This window comes from Streptomyces sp. NPDC025784 (assembly GCF_055558435.1).
This window is the reverse complement of record NZ_JBVHMN010000032.1, coordinates 21,275-41,094: the sequence shown is the minus strand read 5'-3', so window position 1 is coordinate 41,094 and position 19,820 is coordinate 21,275. Positions and strand designations below refer to the sequence as shown.

Annotated in this window: 16 protein-coding genes; 10 read left to right on the top strand and 6 right to left on the bottom strand. The window is 72.8% G+C overall.

The features are described from left to right. The first annotated feature begins 389 nt into the window (after nt 1-389). Together ACZ4IF_RS42805 and ACZ4IF_RS42800 are read left to right on the top strand one after the other, a co-directional pair. Nucleotides 390-1,304, top strand: a complete 915-nt coding sequence (locus ACZ4IF_RS42805) for an NADP-dependent oxidoreductase (protein ID WP_467574140.1) — start codon at nt 390-392, stop codon at nt 1,302-1,304. A 776-nt stretch (nt 1,305-2,080) separates the two neighbouring features. Further along, nucleotides 2,081-2,653: an arsenate reductase/protein-tyrosine-phosphatase family protein gene (locus tag ACZ4IF_RS42800; protein ID WP_467574136.1), complete on the top strand. Its 573-nt coding sequence runs from the start codon at nt 2,081-2,083 to the stop codon at nt 2,651-2,653. 133 nt (nt 2,654-2,786) lie between these two features. Here the strand turns inward: ACZ4IF_RS42800 and ACZ4IF_RS42795 are convergent, their stop codons facing one another. Together ACZ4IF_RS42795 and ACZ4IF_RS42790 are read right to left on the bottom strand one after the other, a co-directional pair. Then, on the bottom strand, nt 2,787-4,598 hold the full coding sequence (locus ACZ4IF_RS42795) for a DUF4012 domain-containing protein (RefSeq protein WP_467574133.1): 1,812 nt from the start codon (nt 4,596-4,598) through the stop codon (nt 2,787-2,789). Between the two features lie 45 nt (nt 4,599-4,643). Beyond that, on the bottom strand, nt 4,644-5,234 hold the full coding sequence (locus ACZ4IF_RS42790; protein ID WP_467574130.1) for a sugar transferase: 591 nt from the start codon (nt 5,232-5,234) through the stop codon (nt 4,644-4,646). Nucleotides 5,235-5,485: 251 nt separating this feature from the next. Here ACZ4IF_RS42790 and ACZ4IF_RS42785 point away from each other — a divergent pair, with 251 nt between their 5' ends. The 8 genes from ACZ4IF_RS42785 to ACZ4IF_RS42750 all read left to right on the top strand — a co-directional run bounded on the left by ACZ4IF_RS42785 (nt 5,486) and on the right by ACZ4IF_RS42750 (nt 15,375). Then, entirely contained in the window at nt 5,486-6,484 is a 999-nt protein-coding gene (locus ACZ4IF_RS42785) for a UDP-glucuronic acid decarboxylase family protein (protein WP_467574127.1), read from the top strand. Further along, nucleotides 6,481-7,380 (top strand): WecB/TagA/CpsF family glycosyltransferase, encoded by a 900-nt coding sequence (locus ACZ4IF_RS42780; protein ID WP_467574124.1) that lies wholly within the window; start codon nt 6,481-6,483, stop codon nt 7,378-7,380. Before ACZ4IF_RS42785 ends, ACZ4IF_RS42780 begins: the two co-directional genes overlap by 4 nt. After that, a complete protein-coding gene (locus tag ACZ4IF_RS42775) occupies nt 7,377-8,702 on the top strand; it encodes a glycosyltransferase family 4 protein (RefSeq protein WP_467574121.1) in 1,326 nt (441 codons plus the stop codon). Before ACZ4IF_RS42780 ends, ACZ4IF_RS42775 begins: the two co-directional genes overlap by 4 nt. A gap of 237 nt (nt 8,703-8,939) precedes the next feature. Then, a complete protein-coding gene (locus ACZ4IF_RS42770; RefSeq protein WP_467574119.1) occupies nt 8,940-10,211 on the top strand; it encodes a glycosyltransferase family 4 protein in 1,272 nt (423 codons plus the stop codon). Beyond that, on the top strand, nt 10,205-11,572 hold the full coding sequence (locus ACZ4IF_RS42765) for a glycosyltransferase family 4 protein (protein ID WP_467574115.1): 1,368 nt from the start codon (nt 10,205-10,207) through the stop codon (nt 11,570-11,572). Before ACZ4IF_RS42770 ends, ACZ4IF_RS42765 begins: the two co-directional genes overlap by 7 nt. A 43-nt stretch (nt 11,573-11,615) precedes the next feature. Then, nucleotides 11,616-12,269, top strand: coding sequence for an FkbM family methyltransferase (locus tag ACZ4IF_RS42760; protein WP_467574193.1), 654 nt, complete (start codon nt 11,616-11,618; stop codon nt 12,267-12,269). A gap of 356 nt (nt 12,270-12,625) precedes the next feature. Continuing rightward, on the top strand, nt 12,626-13,702 hold the full coding sequence (locus ACZ4IF_RS42755) for a glycosyltransferase (protein ID WP_467574113.1): 1,077 nt from the start codon (nt 12,626-12,628) through the stop codon (nt 13,700-13,702). Nucleotides 13,703-13,755: 53 nt separating this feature from the next. Further along, nucleotides 13,756-15,375 (top strand): oligosaccharide flippase family protein, encoded by a 1,620-nt coding sequence (locus ACZ4IF_RS42750; protein ID WP_467574109.1) that lies wholly within the window; start codon nt 13,756-13,758, stop codon nt 15,373-15,375. Here the strand turns inward: ACZ4IF_RS42750 and ACZ4IF_RS42745 are convergent. The 4 genes from ACZ4IF_RS42745 to gmd form a co-directional block, all read right to left on the bottom strand. Then, complete coding sequence (locus ACZ4IF_RS42745) at nt 15,327-16,094, bottom strand: FkbM family methyltransferase (RefSeq protein WP_467574106.1); 768 nt, start codon at nt 16,092-16,094, stop codon at nt 15,327-15,329. The genes ACZ4IF_RS42750 and ACZ4IF_RS42745 overlap by 49 nt on opposite strands. Nucleotides 16,095-16,142: 48 nt before the next feature. Then, the gene (locus ACZ4IF_RS42740) at nt 16,143-17,618 is read right to left on the bottom strand and encodes a hypothetical protein (RefSeq protein ID WP_467574103.1); all 1,476 of its coding nucleotides are present in this window, start codon (nt 17,616-17,618) and stop codon (nt 16,143-16,145) included. Between the two features lie 90 nt (nt 17,619-17,708). Beyond that, on the bottom strand, nt 17,709-18,620 hold the full coding sequence (locus ACZ4IF_RS42735) for a glycosyltransferase family 2 protein (RefSeq protein WP_467574100.1): 912 nt from the start codon (nt 18,618-18,620) through the stop codon (nt 17,709-17,711). 4 nt (nt 18,621-18,624) lie between these two features. Further along, the gene (gene gmd / locus ACZ4IF_RS42730; protein WP_467574097.1) at nt 18,625-19,665 is read right to left on the bottom strand and encodes a GDP-mannose 4,6-dehydratase; all 1,041 of its coding nucleotides are present in this window, start codon (nt 19,663-19,665) and stop codon (nt 18,625-18,627) included. Nucleotides 19,666-19,820 lie beyond the last annotated feature (155 nt).

The following is a 19,820-nucleotide window of genomic DNA, read 5'->3' as shown; positions in this document are numbered from 1 at the left end:
CACGACGTGCTTCGCGATGAGGACACGCCACGGCCCGCATCCGTGGGCCGTGCGCCTTCTGCCCCGCTCAAACACTCTCGAGACCACCCTGCCTCCCGTCGGCGGGCGTCACAATCTGGGAGCCCACGTTGACTGCGTCGGCCTGTGCCCTCGGCGGGCATCTACTGCCGCACCAGGCAACGGGCCGATCCATTTCGCGGTTGGCCCAGTCGGACACGCTTCAAATGGACCACAAGTCCGAGCCACTGGCTGCATAGGCTCGGCACCGATGCGGCTGAGACCACGAGCGGCCTCTGTCGGGGATCCCGAGGTCGACGCTGCTGCCTGCTTTGGGTTTCCGGCCCGTGCCTTTTGGTCGGCCGGACTGCGTAGGAGGACGGGGATCTGCTGTGAAGGCGTGTGGAGTATCCGGGGCCGGCCAGGAAGTCGCCCTGCTGGAGTTGCCCGAGCCGTCATCTCCCGGGCCCGGTCAGATCCTGGTGGCGGTCGAGGCGGCCGGGGTCGGCCCGTGGGACGAACTGCTCAACGGCGGGAGCTGGGACGTGGGGCTGCGTCCCCCGGCGGCGCTGGGAGTGGAGGGCGCGGGCAAGGTGCTGGCCCTCGGCGCGGGTGTCAGCGGGTTCGCCGCAGGCGACCGGGTGCTCGTACACGAGGCCCCGCTGCCCGGGGGAAGCGGCTTCTGGGCCGAACGCGTTCTGATCACCGCGGATCACGCGGCAGCCTGCCCACCCGGCCTGGACGCCGTACGCGCGGCGGCGCTGCCGGTCAACGGACTCACCGCGGTGCAGGCCCTGCAGAAGCTGGACCTCGGCCGAGGACAGCGGCTCCTGATCACCAACGGAGCCGGGGCCACCGGCGCCCTGGCCATCCAACTCGCCGCGGCCGAGGGCATCGAGGTGACCGCGACCGCGTCTGCTGCCGCCGCAGAGCGCCTGCTGGGTCTGGGCGCGGTGGAGGTCGTCGACTACCACGACCCGAACTGGCCGGCCAAGGCAAGCGGCGGATTCGACGCCGCCCTCATCATCGCCTCCGGCACCGCGGACGCCGCCCTGCCCTTGGTGCGGGACGGCGGCCGGCTGTGCTCGCTGACCTCGGACGCGCCTGCGGAGGAACGAGGCATCACGAGTTGGGACCTCTACGTCGAGCCCGACGCCGCGCAGCTTGCCCGACTGGCGGAGCAGGCCGCAGCGGGAGACTTGACACTCGCACCGCAACCCCTGCCGCTGAGCGAGGGACCGGCTGCGTTCGCCCGGGTGGTCACCGGAGGGGCCGGCGGTAAGAAGATCGTGCTCACCCAAGGATGACCCGACCGGGCACCGCCCGATCCCGATGCCGGGCCACGGTGCCCGTCGGGCGCGATCGATACGTCGGGACAGGGCTGCGCGGTGTGCGGATGCGCGGGTCGGCGCCGGTGTGGGCACAGGACCAGCCTTCCTCCTCGCCCCAGCGGGGGTGTACACCGTGCCGGCCGGCCGTGCGGCTGACGTCCCAGATGAGGACCATGTGCATGGTCTCGCCCGGCTCGCGGCTGGTGCGGTCGGCGCGCACCGCTCCGGGCGGGATGCCGCGAGCGGGTGAGGGCGGCGTCGACGGCTTGCACGTAGGGCCAGTGCGGCAGCTGGTGGGCGGGGAGGGGCCCGGGCGGGTCGAGCAGCACGGGTCACGCCTCTGTGCCAGAGGATGGGGCGGATGTCGCGCTCCCTGCAGACACCCCGAGCGGCCCTCACGACACCCTCGGCGAAGCACGGGTGCCGCAACGGCCGCCGCCCCTTGCGCAGGCTGCTACCGGGCCGAGGCGCACCGCGGCACACCACCTCGGTGCCGATGGACGGCGAGCCAGGTGCGGGTGTCGTGGCGTCGCGCTCGGGCAGCGGACCGGGGACCTGGCGGGGGCTCAGGGCCGGCCGGAGGGGCCCTGGTTCGCCTCCGGCAGCCCGGGAACGCGGCGCAGCGCAGGTCGGAAAGGCCCGGCGAGGCGAGCGGAGGAACGGCCCGGTGGGGGGCCGATAATGCGGCTGTGCTCCCTTCTTCTGCCGTATCAGCCCCGCACCAAGCGGCCCGGCCCTTTCGGATCCTCGTCGTGTGCACGGGCAACCTGCACCGCTCTCCTGTGGCCGAACGTCTGCTGAGGGCCCGGCTCGTTTCCTCGCACGGTGGGTTCGAGGTGCACAGCGCGGGCACCGCCGGGATCGCCGGCACCCCCATGGACCCCTTCGCCGCCCGTCTGCTCGTCGAACTGGGTGGCGACCCCCGGGGGGCGGTCGCCCGCCGGCTGACCGCGGCTCATGTGGAAGAGGCCGATCTGGTGCTGGGCGCCGGCGCCGAACACCGCGAGGCAGCCGTCCGGCTCTGCCCGGTACAAGCTCTTCAGCGGGCCTTCACCTTGCGGGAGTTCACGCGGCTGATGAGGCCGCAGGACGCCGCCGGTGTCAGCGACCCCGCCGGGAGAGCGGCGCTTTTGGTGAGGGGAGCGGCCTCGCGGCGAGGAAGCGCCGGGCGGGGTGACGATGACGTGGCCGATCCGCACGGTGCCCCTGCGGAGGTGGCGCGGGAGGTCGCCCGGCGGATTGCGGACGCGGTGGAGCACATCGCCTCGGCGGTACTGGGACATCCGGCCGACCGGGACATCCGGCCGACCGGGACGTCTGGCTGACCGGGACATCCCGCTGGCCGAGGGTGAGGCAGGGGGATCAGCGCGTCTGCGGCGCCCTCGGCTGCGCGGGCGGGACCCGGCCTGCCGGATCAGGCCCGCCCGGGGGCCGTGAGGCCCGAACGGCGGCCAGCCGTCAGCACGACGGACCGGTGTGTGCGGTGAACTGCACCGGCTTAACCAGTTGCTGCCGCAGGAAGAGGGGGGCGCGGTTCGAGGGGGGTTCGAGGAATCTCAGCACCAGGGTGCGGGTGGCACCGTGGGGCAGTTCCATGTCGACGGAGAGGACCGGATGTCCGCGTTCGGTCAGCTGGCTCAGCCTGGCTGTCCGTCCGTCCGTGCTGGCCTGCACCAGCCGTGCTCCGCGGGTCGCGTAGTACGAGACCAGCAGGCGGTTGTCACCGGGCCGGGTCGCATAGGGCGGAGCGTCCACGCGCTGCGTGACATAGGCGGGCAGCCCCGATGCCGGTGCACGGTTCGTCAGCTTGACCCTCACGGTGACCTCGCGTCCGGCGGCGGTGCAGCGCGCGGCTGCCCAGTCCACGCGTCGGTCCAGGTAGAAGTCGAGCTTGGTGCCCGCCGCGTTGTTGATCACCAGTCCGGCGAAGGGTGCGGGACCGTCGGGCAGGACGCCCGCGGCGGGAAGTGATGCCAGCTCCCGCTGCTCGACGGGGTGGGCGCTCCACGCTTTGACCCGGCCCTGGAGCAACTGCCCGTGCAGAGCGGTGAACAGCCCGGAGCGCCTGGCCGGGTCCTCGGCACTGTCCAGAAGTACCTGCGAGGTGGCGCGGGCGATGTCGAGGAAGAAGGCCTTGCGCGCGGTGGTGTCCGCGAAGAGCGCGTAGCTGGTGCGCTCGGTCAGATCGACCACGTTCGCTGTCGTGACGGCGGTTCCGTCGGAGAGCCGGACGGGGGCGGCCTTGGAGAGCAGACCGGCCAGGGCGCTGGGGTCGAACGCGATGACGCCGTCCACGTCCTGGCCGCTGTGCTCGCGCCACATGGCACTCCAGATGCGCGCCGCGTGCGGGAAGTGCGGGCTGAGGTTGGCGTTGACCCAGATACCGGTGGGCTGATGGCGTCCGTACAGTGCGGCGTACTCCTCGCCCAGGTCGACCGACGCGCGCACGTGCGCCAGTTCGCTGTCGTTGCCGAAGCGTTCGAACCCCAGATGTCCACGGTCGGCGGTCAGGACCGCGAACGCTCCGGGCAGCCCGCCGGTGCCGCGCGCCTCGGCCGTGTTCTCGAAGACGACCAGGTATCGCCTCGGGCCCTTTCGGCCGAGCATGGACGGCAGCACCCGTGCCGAGACGGCGGCCTCACTGGCCACCGGGGCGATCCGGTCGAGCTGTCCGCTCAGCTGCAGCCGTGCCGTGTCTGCGGCCGGCAGCCATGTGTGGTGCGGCAGGGCAGCCACGTCCGCCCGTACCTCCACGGCGCTGCGGGCGGCCTTCTGGAGGGCGGGGGCCGCCCGGTTCAAGGCGGCAAGGTCCAGGTGGCCGCCGCCGGAGCCGGTGCCGGCGGCGAGTTTCCCTGCGGTGTCCACCAGGGGTGTGAGCACGTCGCGGGTCAGCCGGTCGGCCGCGTCGGCGGCGCCGCGCACGGTACGCACGGGCCGCCCGAGGACAGGGACGTGCGCCACGGCGTACCAGACGGGGCCGGTGGTGAGGCGGTGGGCTCCGGCCGCGTGGCCGGCGGCCTTGCCGACAGCGCCGGCGGGGGCGTCCCCGGCCGGCGCCCCCGGGGCGGACTGGCGTCGCAGGGACTGCAGTGCCTGCTGAGCGGCCAGCAGTTCGTGGCGGGCGAGCAGCCCGGTGGCCAGGATCCAGCCGGCGGCGGTCAGGGCCAGTGCGGCGGCGGCGCACATCAGGGCGCCCAGGGGCCGACGGCGGCACCACCGGGCCGCCCTGCCCGCCCGGTGCGGTGGAGGGCGTTCTCCGCGACGCGGCATGCGCGTCTCCCTTCGTCGGGCAGCGGTGCGGCGCTGAGCACCGGGTCAGTAGGCGCCCTCGCCGCGCACGATGGCCGGCAGCGTCCGGGCGAGGATGTTCAGGTCCATCCGGATGGACCAGGCGTGCACGTACTCCAGGTCCAGACGGAGCGCGTCCTCCCAGCTGAGATCGGAGCGGCCGCCGATCTGCCAGAGCCCGGTGAGGCCGGGCCGGACCAGCAGACGCTGACGGGCATCCCCGCTGAAGGAGGAGTCCTGGACCGGCAGGGGCCGCGGACCGACCAGCGACATGTGCCCCATCAACACGTTGAGCAGCTGCGGCAGTTCGTCCAGCGACCAGCGGCGCAGCCAGCGGCCGGCGGGAGTGATCCGGGGGTCTTCGCGGATCTTGAAGAGATGCCCGTCTGTCTCGTTGCGGGCGCCGAGTTCGGTTCTCATGCGCTCCGCTCCCACATGCATGGTGCGGAGTTTGAGCATGTCGAAGTTGCGGCCGTGCCAGCCCGTGCGCCGTTGCCGGAACAGGACCGGTCCCGGTGAGTCCGCCTTCACCGCGACGGCCACGGCCAGGAGCAACGGAGCGAGCAGCAGGAGCAGGACGCTCGCTCCCACCATGTCGATGGTCCGTTTCAGGGCCATGCGCGTGGTGCGCGACCGGGGCCGGCCGCCGGTGCCGCGAACTGCCGTCACTACGACGGGTGCAGCGGTCGTGTCCTTCTGTTCCGACAAACGGGGGAAACAAGACCATACCGGACGCATATTCGCCCACCTTGGGTCTCAAGTAGTCCATAACCGACAAATCAATGCAAACACGACGCATAGGCGTGCCTCGGCAATGACACCTCCTTGCCGCCGCCCGGCCTGTGACGTGGCGAAGAGAGAGGACCCTCATGCGTGTGGTTGTGACCGGTGGGGCCGGTTTCATCGGCTCCCACCTGTGCGAACGGCTGCTTGCCGAAGGCCATTCGGTTGTGTGCGTGGACAATTTCGCGACCTCGGGCCCGCAGACCGTCGCCCACCTGAGCGACCATCCGCGCTTCCGGCTGGACCGCCGGGACGTCAGCGAGGGCCTGAGCGTGAGCGGAGAGGTGGACACCGTGTTCCACCTCGCTTCGCCCGCGTCCCCGGCGGACTATCTCAGGCTCCCCCTGGAGACGCTGCGAGTGGGCTCGGCCGGCACCTGGAACGCCCTGGACCTCGCCGCCGCCCAGGGCGCCCGCTTCGTGCTGACCTCCACCTCGGAGACCTACGGCGACCCCAAGGTGCATCCGCAGCCGGAGAGTTACTGGGGCAACGTCAACCCGGTCGGCCCGCGATCGGTCTACGACGAGGCGAAGCGCTTCGGCGAGGCACTGACGATGGCGTACCGAAGAGAACGCGGCGTGGACGCCAAGGTCGTACGCCTGTTCAACACGTTCGGCCCGCGGATGCGCCCGGAGGACGGCCGCGCGATCCCCACGTTCATCCGCCAGGCGCTGCGGGGCGAGCCGCTCACGGTCACCGGTGACGGCAGTCAGACCCGTTCCCTGTGCTACGTGGACGACATCGTCGACGGGCTGATGCGCATGGCGGACAGCAGCCACAGCGGGCCCGTCAACCTCGGCAATCCGCACGAGGTGACCATGCTCGAGCTGGCCCAGTGGATCGTCAAGCTCACCGACTCCCCGTCCGACATCGTGTCCATCCCCCGCCCCGCGGACGATCCCACGCGTCGCCGCCCGGCCGTCGATCTGGCCCGCGAACTGCTGGACTGGAACCCCCTGACCCCGGTGGAGCACGGACTGCGCGAGACCATCAGGGACTTCCGCCGCCGCATCGACATCGACGGCTTCCTCGGCGAGCCGGCGCGGCGCCCCCTCACCGTGCTGAACGGCACGGGCCGAAGGTGACGACGACCGGCGACCGCACGGCTCCCGTCGCGGTGGTGACGTGTCTGGGCGTGCCCATCACGGCCCACACCCCCGCGAGCGCGGCCCGCCACGTGGTGGAGCGCGCCCGGCAGATCCGAGAAGCACGCGAGGACGACCCGCCCGCCGGCGCGGCCCGCAGTGACGTACACCTGTGCAACGCCTACACCCTCGCCCTCGGCGAGGGGGACCCGGCCCTGTCCCAGACGCTCGGCTCGGCCTTCCTCAACCTCGCCGACGGGCAGCCGGTGGTCTGGGCGAACCGGCTGCTGCACCGCGGCACCGCACTGCCCCGCACACGCGTGTACGGCCCCGACCTGATGCTGGGCGTCTTCGGGCTGAGCCAGGGCACAGGACTGCGCCACTACCTGCTGGGCTCCACCCCGCAGACGCTGGCCGCGCTGCGCAGCGAGCTGCAGCGGCGCTTCCCCCGTGCCCGGCTCGCCGGATCGTCCTCCCCTCCGTTTCGGCCGCTCACCGCCGAGGAACTGATCCGGCAGGAGGCGGACATCCTCGCCAGCCGGGCCGACATCGTGTGGGTGGGCCTGGGCACACCCCTGCAAGACCACCGGGCCGCCGAGCTCGGCACCAGGCTGCCCGTGGTGAGCGTGGCCGTGGGCGCCGCGTTCGACTTCATCGGCGGCAACAAGCGCCAGGCACCCTCCTGGATGCAACACAGCGGACTCGAATGGGTGTTCAGGCTGGTCTGCGAGCCGCGCCGGCTGTGGCGGCGCTACCTGTTCGGCAACGCCCGGTTCGTGCGAGGCGTCCTGCGGCAGGCCGTCTCACAAACGGCGCCGCGGCGGCCGGCCCGGCCCCATGGAGCGCCGCCGAGTGCCGGGCCCGGTCGCTTCACGAGTGGGGGGAGGCGGCTTTGACGTCGCCGAGGGGCAGGAGCAGGGACGGACGCGAGCAGGAGGCGATCACCGGCGGGCGCCGCCTGCGCATCGTGGTGAGCGCCTACGCATGCGACCCGAGCCGCGGCACCGAACCGGGTATGGGGTGGGCCTGGGCCGAAGCTCTCGCGCGGCGCGGGCACACCGTGGAACTCCTCACGCGCCCCCACGGCGACAACACCCGGCACATCGCCGCGCGCATCCAGGAGCTGGGAGCAGTGGGGCGCCAGATCACGCCCCACCTCGTCGCCACGCCGCGCTGCCCGGGGTGGGTGCGCCTGGTGCCGGGCTTTTTGCGTGCTCAGGTCCAGGAGTTCGTGCACTACGACGGGTGGCAGCGACGCGCCCTGGCCTACGCGCGCCGCAACGATCTGGGGCGTGCCGACCTGGTGCACCACGTCTCCTACGGCTCACTGGTCGGCGGCAGCGCCCTGCACCGGCTCGGCCCGCCCCTGGTGTTCGGACCCGTGGGCGGAGGGCAGATTGCCCCGCGCAGTCACCGGCGGTGGCTGGGGCCGGCCTACCGGCAGGAGAGGACGCGGGAACTGCTGTGGGTCAACGCCATGAGCCTGCGCCCCTCGTGCCGGGCGACGCTGCGGCATGCCGCCGCGGTCCTGACCACCAATCGTGACACCGCGCAGCGGGCCCGCCGGCTGGGCCGGGCCGATCCGCATCTGGTGCTGAGCGACGGCGTTCCCGACACGTTGCTCAAGGAGGCGCCGCTCGGGGAACCGGAACAGGATCAGCGGCCACCGACCGTGCTGTGGGTGGGGCGGCTGACGGCCATCAAGGCCCCGGAACTGGCCCTGCGCGCATTCGCGTTGCTCCTGGGCGAGGTTCCCGACGCCCGCCTCGTGATCCTCGGCGACGGACCGCTGCGTCCCGGGCTGGAACAGCTCACCGCACGGCTGGGCGTCACCGGCTCGGTGCGCTTTGGGGGCCGGCTGCCCTGGAAGGAGACGCTCGCCGCCTACGACAGGGCGGACGTCCTGCTCTTCACCAGCCTGCGGGACTCCTTCGGGGTGCAAAACCTCGAGGCATGGGCCCGGGGGCTGCCCGTGGTGCACCTCGACCATCAGGGAGTCGGGGACTTCTCCGCACCGGGCTGTGCGGTGCCCGTCCCCCTGGGTGACCCCGCGGATCTGCCGCAGCGTCTCGCCCGCGCCCTGGGCGGGGTGCTCACCAACGAAGAGGCCCGCCGCCGTATGGCGGGCGCCGGGCTGCAGTGGGCCCGCCGGCACACCTGGGCGTCGAAGGCCGAGCTCGCCGAGAGGCTGTACGAAACCGTCCTGAAGGGTCATTGAAGCAGCGACACGCCCCCGGTGGCCGGACCTCAGGGCCCACCGGCAAAGGAAAGGCACGACAGAGCGCATGCAGGTACGAGTTCCGCTCACCGCCCCTCCCGAAAGGCCCGGACCGGGCTGTCTGTCTTGTCCGGTGCCGTCGGTTCCCGCCGCGTCCGCTGCCGCCGGGCCCGCACCGGGCGCCGCAGGCCCCACAGCCGGCCTTTCGCGCCGCGTGGTCACGGCAGGGACGGCGCGATGAACGCCGCACCCCGGCCCAGGGCCCGCCGCACCCCGGCCCAGGGCCCCGGCGCAGCCCGCACGGCACCCGCCACCGCCGCCCTTCGCGTGGCACTGGTGCACAGCTTCTACTCCTCCCAAAGGCCCAGCGGCGAGAACAGCGCCGTGCTCGACCAGGCTCAGGCGCTGCGGGACGCGGGACACGAGGTCATGCTGATCGCCGCCCGGACCGACGCCCTCGAGTCCGAGCGCGGGTACGCCCTGCGCGCCGCCGTGCGGGTAGCCACCGGCCGGGGCAGGTCACCGCTGGCCGGCCTCCACGACTTCCGCCCCGACGTCGTCCATGTGCACAACCTCTTCCCCAATTTCGGTACCGCCTGGCTGCACCGCTGGCCCGGCGCGCTGGTGGCCACGCTCCACAACTACCGGCCGGCCTGCGCGGCCGCCACGCTCTTTCGGGCGGGAGCGGTGTGCACCGCCTGCCCCGACGGCGACCGCTGGGCGGGACTGCGCCACGGCTGCTACCGGGGCGGCCGCAGCACGACACTCCCCCTGGCCTGGGCCGGCCGGCAGGGCACGGCGGCCGACCCCCTGCTGCGCCGCGCCGACCGGCTCGTCACGCTCTGCGAGCGCAGCCGGGACCTGTATCTGCGCTTCGGGGCACCCCCGCACAAGCTCACCCTGGTACCGAACTTCGTGGGATCCGTGCCCGCGGCCCGTTTGCAGGACGCCGCCCCGCCCCAGGGGGCGGGCGCACGCTGGGTGTACGTCGGGCGCCTGAGCCAGGAGAAGGGCATCCTTGCGCTGCTCAGGAGCTGGCCGCAGAACGAACTGCTCGACGTGATCGGCTCCGGGCCGCTGGAGTCGGCCTGCCGCGAGGCCGCGCCCGCCGGTGTGCGGCTGCTCGGCCCGCTCTCGCGCCAGGAGGTCGCCGCTCGGCTTCCGCGCTACACCGGTCTGGTCTTTCCCGGCGTGTGCCCCGAATCGGCCACTCCCCTCGTGTGCCAGGAGGCACTGGCGGCCGGCGTGCCCGTGCTCGCCCTGGCGGGTTCGGCGGCGGCCGACAGTGTGAGGGCGGAGGGGACCGGAGCGCTCTACAGCAGCGCTGCGCAACTGCCGCTTGCTCTCAGGTCGGCACGCGAACGCTTCCCCGGGCTGCGGGAGCGCTGCCGCCAAGTCCACGCCGAACGGTATGGCGTACGGGCCTGGACCACGGCCACGCAGGCCGTGTACGCACAGGCCCTGGGCCGGGCGGCGGGCCGGGCCGGTGTGGCGGAGCGGGCATGCTGACGTCCGCGGGCGGGCGGCGCCGCGTGGTGGTGGTGCAGCCCTACGTCCCGTCCTACCGCACCTCCTTCTTCGATCACCTGCACGCGCAGCTGGCGGACGAGGGCGTCGCTTTGGAGGTGCTGCACGGCGCCGCACCACCGCAGCAGGCCGACCGCAAGGACGCCGCGTCCTGCGCCTGCGCGATCCAGGTACCCACGCGGCGCCTGCCCGTGCCGGGCGGCAGGTCGCTGCTGTGGCGCCGCGTGCACCGCCCGGCGGCCTCGGCCGACCTGGTCGTCCTGGAACAGGCCCTGCACAACCTGGACGCCTACCCCCTGCTGCTGCGACAGCTGGCAAGGCGGCGCTTTGGCGGCGGTCCTGCGGTGGCCTTCTGGGGCCACGGACGGACCTGCACCAAGACGCCAAGCCGTGCGGAGGCTGCCGTCAAAGGCGCGCTGACCCGTCTGGGGTCGTGGTTCTTCGCCTACACCGACGGCGCGGCGGCCCACGCCGCCGCGCAGGGCTTCCCCCGTGAGCGGATCACCGTGGTGCGCAACTCCGTCGACACCACGGAACTGACCGCCGCACGGGCCAGGGCCATGACGCCGGGAACGGCCGAGTACGCCGAGAGCGTGCTGCTGCGCAGGCGCCACGGCCTCACCCCGGGGCGCACCGCGCTGTTCGTCGGCGGGCTGGACGCGCCCAAGCGCATCCCGCTCCTGCTCGCGTGCGCCGACCGCATCGCCGCCGAACTCCCCGGTTTCAGGCTGCTGGTGGCCGGTGACGGCGGCGAACGGCACCTGGTCGAAAAGGCCGCGTCCCGGCCGGGCAGTGCGGTGGTCGCCATCGGCCGTACGGATGCCCGACAGACCGCAGGGCTCGGCGCGGTCAGCGACGTCATGCTGATGCCGGGCCGCGTCGGCCTGTGCGCCGTGGACTCCTTCGCCCTGCTCACTCCCCTGGTCACCACCGACTGGCCCTGGCACGCGCCCGAGTTCGAGTATCTGGCCGACGGCCGCAACGCGGTGATCACTGCGGACGACCCCGCCTCCTACGCCGGCGCCGTGACCGCACTGCTTCGCGACCCGGCACGCATGGACGCCCTGCGCAGGGCCTGCGGGCAGGACGCCTTGAGGTACACGACGGAGCGCATGGCGACGCGCTTTCGCGACGGACTGCTCGAAGCAATGAAACAAGAGCGAAGGAACCCCTATGCAGGTACACGCAGCCGGCCTTCTCGGCAAGACCGCCAAGGCCGCAGCGCCCCGACTGTGCCGTCTGGCGAGCGGTCGCCGGATCCGGCAGGGCACCCGTCTGTTCGAGATCTACCTGGAGATCCTCCAGGGCAGAGGCGCGGGGACCGGCTGGGACCTGCGCGGTGAGGTCACCGCGGCACGGCACTTCCTCCAGGGCCTCGAAGCACCCGTGATCTTCGATGTCGGAGCGAACTGCGGTCAGTGGTCCACCGGACTGCACGCGGCGCTGGGAACCGACAACGGGCGCTACTTCCTGTTCGAACCGCAGCCCGCCTGCCGGGCCGCCCTGGCCCGCACGAAGGTCCCCAACCAGGTGGTCGTCCCCGCGGCCGTGGGTGAACAGGAGGGCGCCACGACGATCTTCGCCGACACCCCCGGTTCGGGCGTGGCCTCCGTGCACCGGCGCCGGGACTCGTACTTCGGGGATCTGACAGCCCATCAGGAAGAGGTTCCCGTCACCACCGTGGACCGGGAGGTTGAGCGGTGGAACGTCGAACGGATCGACCTGCTGAAACTCGACATCGAAGGGGCGGAGTTCCAGGCCCTGCAAGGAGCGGGCAGCACCTTGAGGAACAGGAAGGTGACCACGATCGCCTTCGAGTTCGGCTCGGCCAACGTCTACTCCCGCACCTTCTTCCGCGACTTCTGGGACCTGCTCTGCCCGCTCGGCTACCGGCTGTGGCGGATCTGCCCGGGAGGGGTGCTGCTGCCCGTGGGCGCCTACGACGAGGAACTCGAGCACTTCCGCGGGGTGAGCAACTACCTCGCCTCCCTGCGCCCGCCGCAGCCCCCCGCGCCGCGGGCGCCGGTGCAGGGCGGCTGAACCCGGGCACCGGATGACGCTGCGCACACCCGCCCGCCAAGAGGCGGCCGCCGCACCGGGCCGCTGTGGCGCCCAGGGGTGAAGCGCCGGGCAAGACGCCCGACACATCCAGGCGCCGGCGCCGATCCGGCAGCCCGCCGGTCTAGGTTGAGCCGCGTCAGGCCCCACGCTGCGCGAGGCCGGTTCGCCGTCGGCGACCCCCGGCGTGCGGCGCGGTGAGCGTGCGGTCGTGCGCAAGGACAAGACGCCGCACGCAGGCCGCGGGCGCGCTGCCCGAGCGGCCGCGCGCACCGGGCACGATCCGACCCCGTGAGGGCGCACAGCCCGCCAACGGCGACCACAGAAGCGAGGACGCAGTGAGCGCACCGGTGGTGCTGCACCTCAACAACGAGAACGCCCTGACGCCGCGCAGCCGGTTCACCGGTGCCTTCCGCCGGCTCCAGGCCGACGGTCACCTGCACCACGTGCCGGCCGCCCCTCGCGCACTGCTGCACAACGGGCCCCGCGCCGCACTCGCCGCGCTGCGGGAGGTGGTCCTCGACGCCCGCCCCGATGTGGTCTTCGTCCAGTCACCGCACGGCTTCCCGTTCGCCGAGCAGGACGTCGCGCAGCTGCTGCGGTCGGCGGGTTCACCCACGGTCGTCTACCAGGAGGGGGACGCGTGGGGAGGCAACAAGCAGCTCCCGGCGTCCAGTCGTGCATGGCTGCGCGCGGCGGACGCCGTTTTCAGCGTGGCCGCAGGTGCGCAGCTGGCCATGCTGGCCGGCATCGCGGGCCGGCCCGTGCGCTATGTGCCGCACACGCTGCCGTTGGACTGCTTTCCCGAACAGGACTGTCCCGCTCCCCCGGGGGACGGGGCCGTGTTCGACGTGGTCACGATCGGCAACAGCGTGATGCGGGCCCGGCTCCTTCCCCGCCTGCCCGGTGCCCGCGAGCGGGCGCAGGTCGTGCGCGGGCTGCGGCAGCTCGATTGCCGCCTGGGTGTCTTCGGGGCGGGTTGGCACGGCCCGCACGCCCGGGGCCCGCTGCCGTTCGAGCGGCAGATCGCCGTCCTGCGCTGTGCGCGGATGAGTGCGGGGTGGGACCACTACGGGCGCTACCCCGGGTACTTCTCCGACCGGCTGCCGATCTCCGGGGCCGCCGGCCGCGTCCACGTCGGGCAGGCCCGGCCAGGTCTGGAGTGGCTGCCCGGCCCGAGCAACGGACTGCATCTCGTGCCCGCCCCCCGGGACGTGGCCCACCGCGTGCGGGAGTTGCTGGCCACCGAGCAGGCGGTGCTGGACGCCGCCGGGGAACGGCTGCGCCGCTGGATGCGCGCCCGCCTGACCGATCTGCAGTCCCTCCAGTTCATGCTGGGCGAGTTCCTGGCCCTGCCCGCGCCGCCGGCCGACCCCTGGAAGCAGATCGCGGCCTGGCAGGAAGGGCCCGCATGAGGGCCGCGAGCCGCACAGCAAAAGCAGAGCGGACGGCCGGGGGGACCGGCCTCTTGGAAAAGGAGCGCCCACAAACCCAGACGGTGGTGAGGGGGGCGCTGTGGAACTATGCGGCGGCCGTCGTGGCGTGCGCGCTCCAACTCGGCTACACCTCATACACCGGGCGTACCGTCAGTGCCGCAGCGTTCGGCGCCTTCGCCTCCGCCCTGTCCCTCACGCAGTTGCTGGGCTACTTCGCCAACGCCGGGCTCGCCACGACCGTGCTGCGTTCGGCGGAGCTCACCCGTGGGCTGCTCACGGCGACGGTGCGGCTGGGCCTGTTCAGCGGGCTCGTGTGCTGCGCCGTGCTCGAGACGACGGCACCGCTGTGGGCCAGGCTGTGGGGGGCCGCGGAGACGACCGGGCTGCTGCGGGTGCTGGCGCTGCAGTTCCTGTTCCTGCCCCTGGGGGCGGTCAGCGTGGCCGGCCTGCGCCGCCTGCTCGCCCACCGCAGCGCGGTCGTGGTCGAGACCGGCGCGCACGCCGCCGGGCTGCTGACGGGAACCGTGCTGCTGTCAGCGGGCTGGAACCCGACGGGGCTGGCCGCCACGTCGGTGACCACCCAGTTCACCATCGCAGCCCTCGCCTCCACCCTGCTGGTGCGGCGGCTGCCACACGCCCTGGGCCCGGCCGCTCATCCCCCGGTCCGCTACCGGGAACTGGCCAAGGCGGCCGGGTTCCTCGCCGGCCACCAGCTCGTCCAGTTCGCCACCAACACCACCCCGTTGTGGGCGGCCGGAGTCCTGCTCGGCCCGGTGGCGGCCGGGTACTACTCGCGGGCCACACTCTTCACCGGACTGCTCCTGACCATGCTCGCGGCCGGCCTGACGCGGGTCACCACCCCCGCCCTGACCGCGGTCCGCGCCCAGCACCTCCAGCACGGGGACGCCCCCGGAAAAAACCGGGCCACCGGCCGGGAGACACCCGCGTTCGCCCGCGCCGGCACCGACGTCCTGCTCGCCTCCTCCGCGCTGTCCTTCCTGCCGTTCGCATTCCTCGCCGGAGCCGGACCCGATGCGCTGCAGCTGCTCCTGGGACCGGGCTGGAACGAGGCCGCCCGCCTGGTGCCCCTGCTGTGCATCCTGTCCGCCGTCGCCGTCCTGTACGCGGTCGGGCTGTCCGTGGACACGGTGTGCGCCTCGCCCGGCAAAATGGCGGCCGCGCAGGCGGCGGCGATCGCCGCGAACCTCGCCGGCATCGCCGTGGCCGCGGGACACGGTCTGGTGCCGTTGGCCCTGTCCGCGCTGGGGGGCCCGGTGTGCGGTCTCGCGGTGCAGACGTGGGCATGGCACAAGGACGGCGTCGTCCAGACGCGCCGGCTGTTGACGGGGTACGCAGTCCACGCGGCCCTGGGTGTGCCGGCGTACGCGGCAGGCGTGGCCCTGTGCCAGATCGTGGCCGGCCGCTCACCGGTGAGCGCAGCCATCGTGCTCCTGGCCGTCGCTCTTGTCGTGGCCGCCTGCCACAAGATGCCCACGCGGCTGCCGCTGTACCAGGTGGCTGCCGCGCGCGGCCTGCTGCCGCTGCGGTGGCCGGCCGTTGCCGGTTCGCGTCACCGGCGCGGTGCCGCCGCCCCTGCACCGGTTCAGGCCGGTGGCACCGGATCGCGGTGCCGGCCGGACGCCGGTTCGTGATCGCGCAGGAACACCAGATCGCACTGGAGCATCCGGCCGGTGCGGTGGTCGGTGAACCCCGGCACCACGGCCGCCAGAGCCAGCCCGTAGCGCCGGCGCGCCAGGTCCAGCACCTCGTGCAGCAGCGGCGCTCCCTCGTACAACGGGACGCAGGATGCCTCCAACTGCAGTCCGCAGCAGTGCTGCGCTAGGGTCTCGGCGCCGCGCAGGACGGCCGCCTCGTATCCCTGGACGTCCAGTTTGACGAACACGCGGTCCTGCGGCTTGGCCACCTGCCGCCACACGTCGTCGAGCCGGTACTGCTCGACCTCCTGGCGGCCGACGTAGCGGGAGGGGGGACACGCTTCGGCGTGGCGGGGCAGCATGGGCAGCACGGAGCTGCTCAGCCCCCCGTTCCCGGCCACGTTCATGGTGACGGCCCTGCGCTCCTCGCCCAGGGCGTAAGGGAAGACGGTCCACAGCGGATCGGCCGCCGCGCAGCGGCGCAGGGCCTCGAACGGCCCGCTCAGCGGCTCGAAGGACACGATGCGTCCCCGGTAGCCGAAGCGTCTCAGGCCGCGCCCGTACTGACCGCGGTTGGCCCCCACGTCGAGCACCACATCGGCACCCGCGTGCTGCAGCAGCCGCGCGGCACGGTAGTCGAAGGAGCACTGCGGGAACCGGTTCACGTCGAGGCCGAGGCGCTGGAGAGCTTTCCGGGCCCGGTGCAGAAGAGTCACCCACCCATTGTGATCAACCTTCGCCCTTTTTGTCACTGATGGTGAGGTCTACACGCCGGGCCGTCCGCCCTGCTTCGCGTGCGGCGGCGCAGGAATCGCGGGCCGGGGTCCGCGCGGCGCGTGCACCGCGCCCCGGGGGGCGGGCGCCGCGGGGTCGCCGGCCGGGGCCGAGGGCCCCGGCCGCTTTCCCGCGCCCGCCTCCAGGCGCGCCCGCCACAGGCACAGTCCGAGCAGCACGGCCTGTTCGGGGAAGGCCGAATAGGACACGAACAGCACCAACTGGCTCACCAGCAGCACACACAGGGCCCGCGTCTGCGCTCCGCCCCGGGCCAGGCGGCGCCAGGTGTGGGCGTAGAGGACCAGCAGAGCCAGCAGCCCGGCAAGGCCAAGACGCAGCACGACGTGCAGGTAGTAGTCGTGCGGCGAGACCGTGACGAGCCCGCCGCCGATGAAGCGCTCGTAACCGGAACCGAAGGGCGCTCCGAGCAGCCACCGGGCGAGGCTGCGGGGGCCGGCGAGCAGATCCTGCCAGCCCAGCACCCGCCAGGCGAAGGTGCTGCGCGTGCCCTGTGTCTCGGCGAGGGAGGCCGTCAGCGCCTCGCCGGCCGCGCCGAACAGGCCGACGGCGTACAGCAGTGCGGCCAGGCACAGCGCCAGCACTGCGGCACCTGCGGACACCAGGCGCTGGCCGCCGCGGGAGGGACGCAGCAGCCACCAGGTGGCTGCCATCGCGGCGCCGGCCGCCCACACGGTGCGGTGCTGGAGCAGCATCACCAGGGCGAAAAGCGCCAGTGCCGCCAGGTGGCGGGCGCCCGGGCCCCGGCGGTGCGCCAAACGGGCGCGGTCCGCCGCGCCGGACATCGCCGGGCCCGGACGGGACGCGGGCCGGGCGCGGCGGGTCAGCATCAGCAGCGCCGCCGCCTGGGCGAGGACCAGCGCCGCGGCGGCCGGGACGGGGCGGGCGTCCACCGCCACCCCGTCGACGGCCAGGTGGGCGTTGGAGGCGTAGAGCCCGCGGTCCGCCCAGCGGGCCACCGCGCACAGCGCGTACACGGCGGCTGCGGCCAGCCAGGCCCGCGTCACCGTGCGGGTCAGCGCGGCGCTCAAGGGAGCGGTGGCCAGATAGAAGGTGACGGCGAGGAAGTGCCAGAAGTAGACCCGGGAGTCGTTGCCCGCCGTCGCCGGACCGAAGACGGCGGCCCCCCGCAGGGTGGACCAGGCGGTGAGCGCGAGCAGGGCCGCCAGCGCCGCCAGCGCCGCCCGGGCCCTGGGGCCCCAGCGCGGCACCCGCGCCAGTGCGACACCGAGCGCGCACACGTCCAGGATGTCGGTCGGGTAGAGGCTGATGCCGAGGTCCACGGCGGCCCTCTGGCCGTCGGCGACCACGACCCAGACCTGCGTCGCCATCAGCAGCCCCACCGCGATGCCGCAGTGCCGGGCGAAGACCCACAGCAGCATCCCCAGCAGCCCGGGCGCGAGCAGGAGCAGCAGCAAGATCTGCGGGTCACCGGGAAGGAATCGCACCGTGGTCCGTTCTAAAGGAGAGGGACTGTGCTGGACGGCGCCAGCAGACGCCGGCACGGCAGGATGTTTGCCGTGCCGCACACCGGTGGCTCAGGATCCGGCGCGCAACAAGCCCGCTCGCGGGCGCTGGGAGGCGGCCCGCACGAGGGTCTTGGCGTAGGGGGAGCAGAAGACCAGCGGGGCCCAGGCACCGAGATGGCGGCGGCAGTAGCGCCACCACGGCAGCGGCGGCTGCTCGCGGACCGAGGCCAGCCGGCGCAGCGCGGTCAGCGCGCCGATGCCGGGCTCCGCCGAGGTCCCCTCGGTGCGGCCCACGTTGTCGTCGCAGGTTCCCACGTGGCCGGGCGCGAGCAGCACGGGGACGCCGGCCCGGCGGGCCCGCAGCCCGTAGTCGTAGTCGCCCATACGGTGGGGGAAGGCGCCGTCGAGGTCGCCCAGCAACCGCCTGGCGGAGGCCGTGACCAGGACAGCGTTGCCGTTTAAGGTGTCGCACCGTCGTGCGTGCCGCGCGTCGGGCTCCATCCGCTGCAGGGCCATGGGACGCAGGCGGGGGCGCACGATCCGGTAACCGCTGTAGGTGGTGCGCATCCCGTCGCCGGAACGCATCGCGCCGACGACGACCGCGGGCCGTTCCAGGGGTGCGGCCACGCGCAGGAGCGTGGCGAGCGCGCCCGCATCAAGGACGACATCGTCGTTGAGCCAGAGCACATGGGCCGCCGGATCCGCTCGAGCGGCGGCGATCCTGGTGCCGCTGCCCCAGTAGACGTCGCCACCGGTGCTCACCACATCGGTGGCGGGGAAGGCGGCCCGCACCGCGCCGGCCGTGCCATCGGCACTGCCGGCGTCGACGAGATGAACGCTCAAGCCGGTGCCCGCGGGAAGACCGGTCTGCGCACGCACCGACGCGAGGGCCGCGAGGGTGCTGTCGCGGCGGTTGTGACAGGCCATCAGGACGGACAGCCGGGGTGCGGCACCACCGGGCGGGACACCATCGGCGCGCACCGGGTCACCGCAGGGCCATGGCGGGGACGACGGGCGCCGCCGGCCGGCCCTTACGGCGGCCGGCGCCGCCGAGCAGCTCGAGCTCCGCATCGACCATCAGGCGGGCCAGTTCGGGCGCGCGCACCGTGGCACGCCATCCGAGCTCCGCCTCCGCCTTCGAGGCGTCGCCGATCAGGTGGTCGACCTCGGTCGGACGCAGGTAGCGCTCGTCGAACAGGACGTGTTCGCGCCAGTCAAGACCGACGTGGGCGAAGCAATGCTCGACGAACTCGCGCACACTGTGGCTCACGCCGGTGGCGATCACGTAGTCGTCCGGGCGGTCCTGTTGCAGCATCAGCCACATGGCCTCTACGTACTCGGCGGCGTAGCCCCAGTCCCGGCGGGCGTCCAGGTTGCCGAGGTGAACCACGTCCTGCAGACCAGCCTTGATGCGGGCGGCGGCCACGGCAACCTTTCGGGTCACGAACGTGGGGCCTCGGCGCGGTGACTCGTGGTTGAACAGAATGCCGTTGACGGCGTGGAGTCCGTACGCCTCCCGGTAGTTGCGGGTGACCCAGTAGGCGTACACCTTCGCCGCCCCGTAGGGCGAGCGAGGGTGGAAGAGAGTCTGCTCGTTCTGCGGCGGTGCGGCCGCGCCGAACATCTCCGAACTCGAAGCCTGGTAGAAGCGGCACGAGACGCCGCTTCGGCGGATCGCCTCCAAAAGCCGCGTCGTGCCAAGTCCGGTGCTGTCCCCGGTGAACTCGGGTTCGTCGAAGGACACCCGCACGTGCGACTGCGCGGCGAGGTGGTACACCTCGTCCGGCTGCACCTGTTCCACCAGCCCCGCCATCCGGGTCCCGTCGGTGAGGTCCCCGTAGTGAAGGAAGAGGCGGGCTTCCGGGTCGTGGGGATCCCGGTAGAGATGCTCGATCCGCTGGGTGTTGAAGGTGGAGGCCCGGCGGACGATGCCGTGCACCCGGTATCCCTTCTCCAGCAGAAGTTCGGCGAGATAGGACCCGTCCTGGCCCGTGATGCCGGTGATGAGCGCCGTTTTGGCGGCCACACGCCCTCCTTGGCTGACGACATTTCAAAGCGGCACAAGGCTCCCTTGCGGCCGGGCACCCCTGCGCCTCACCACTCTAAAGAACAAATGCAACATTTCTTAGCCAATGTGGCGCTATGTCTTCTTTGAGCTTATTCATCGTAGGGTGACGTCAA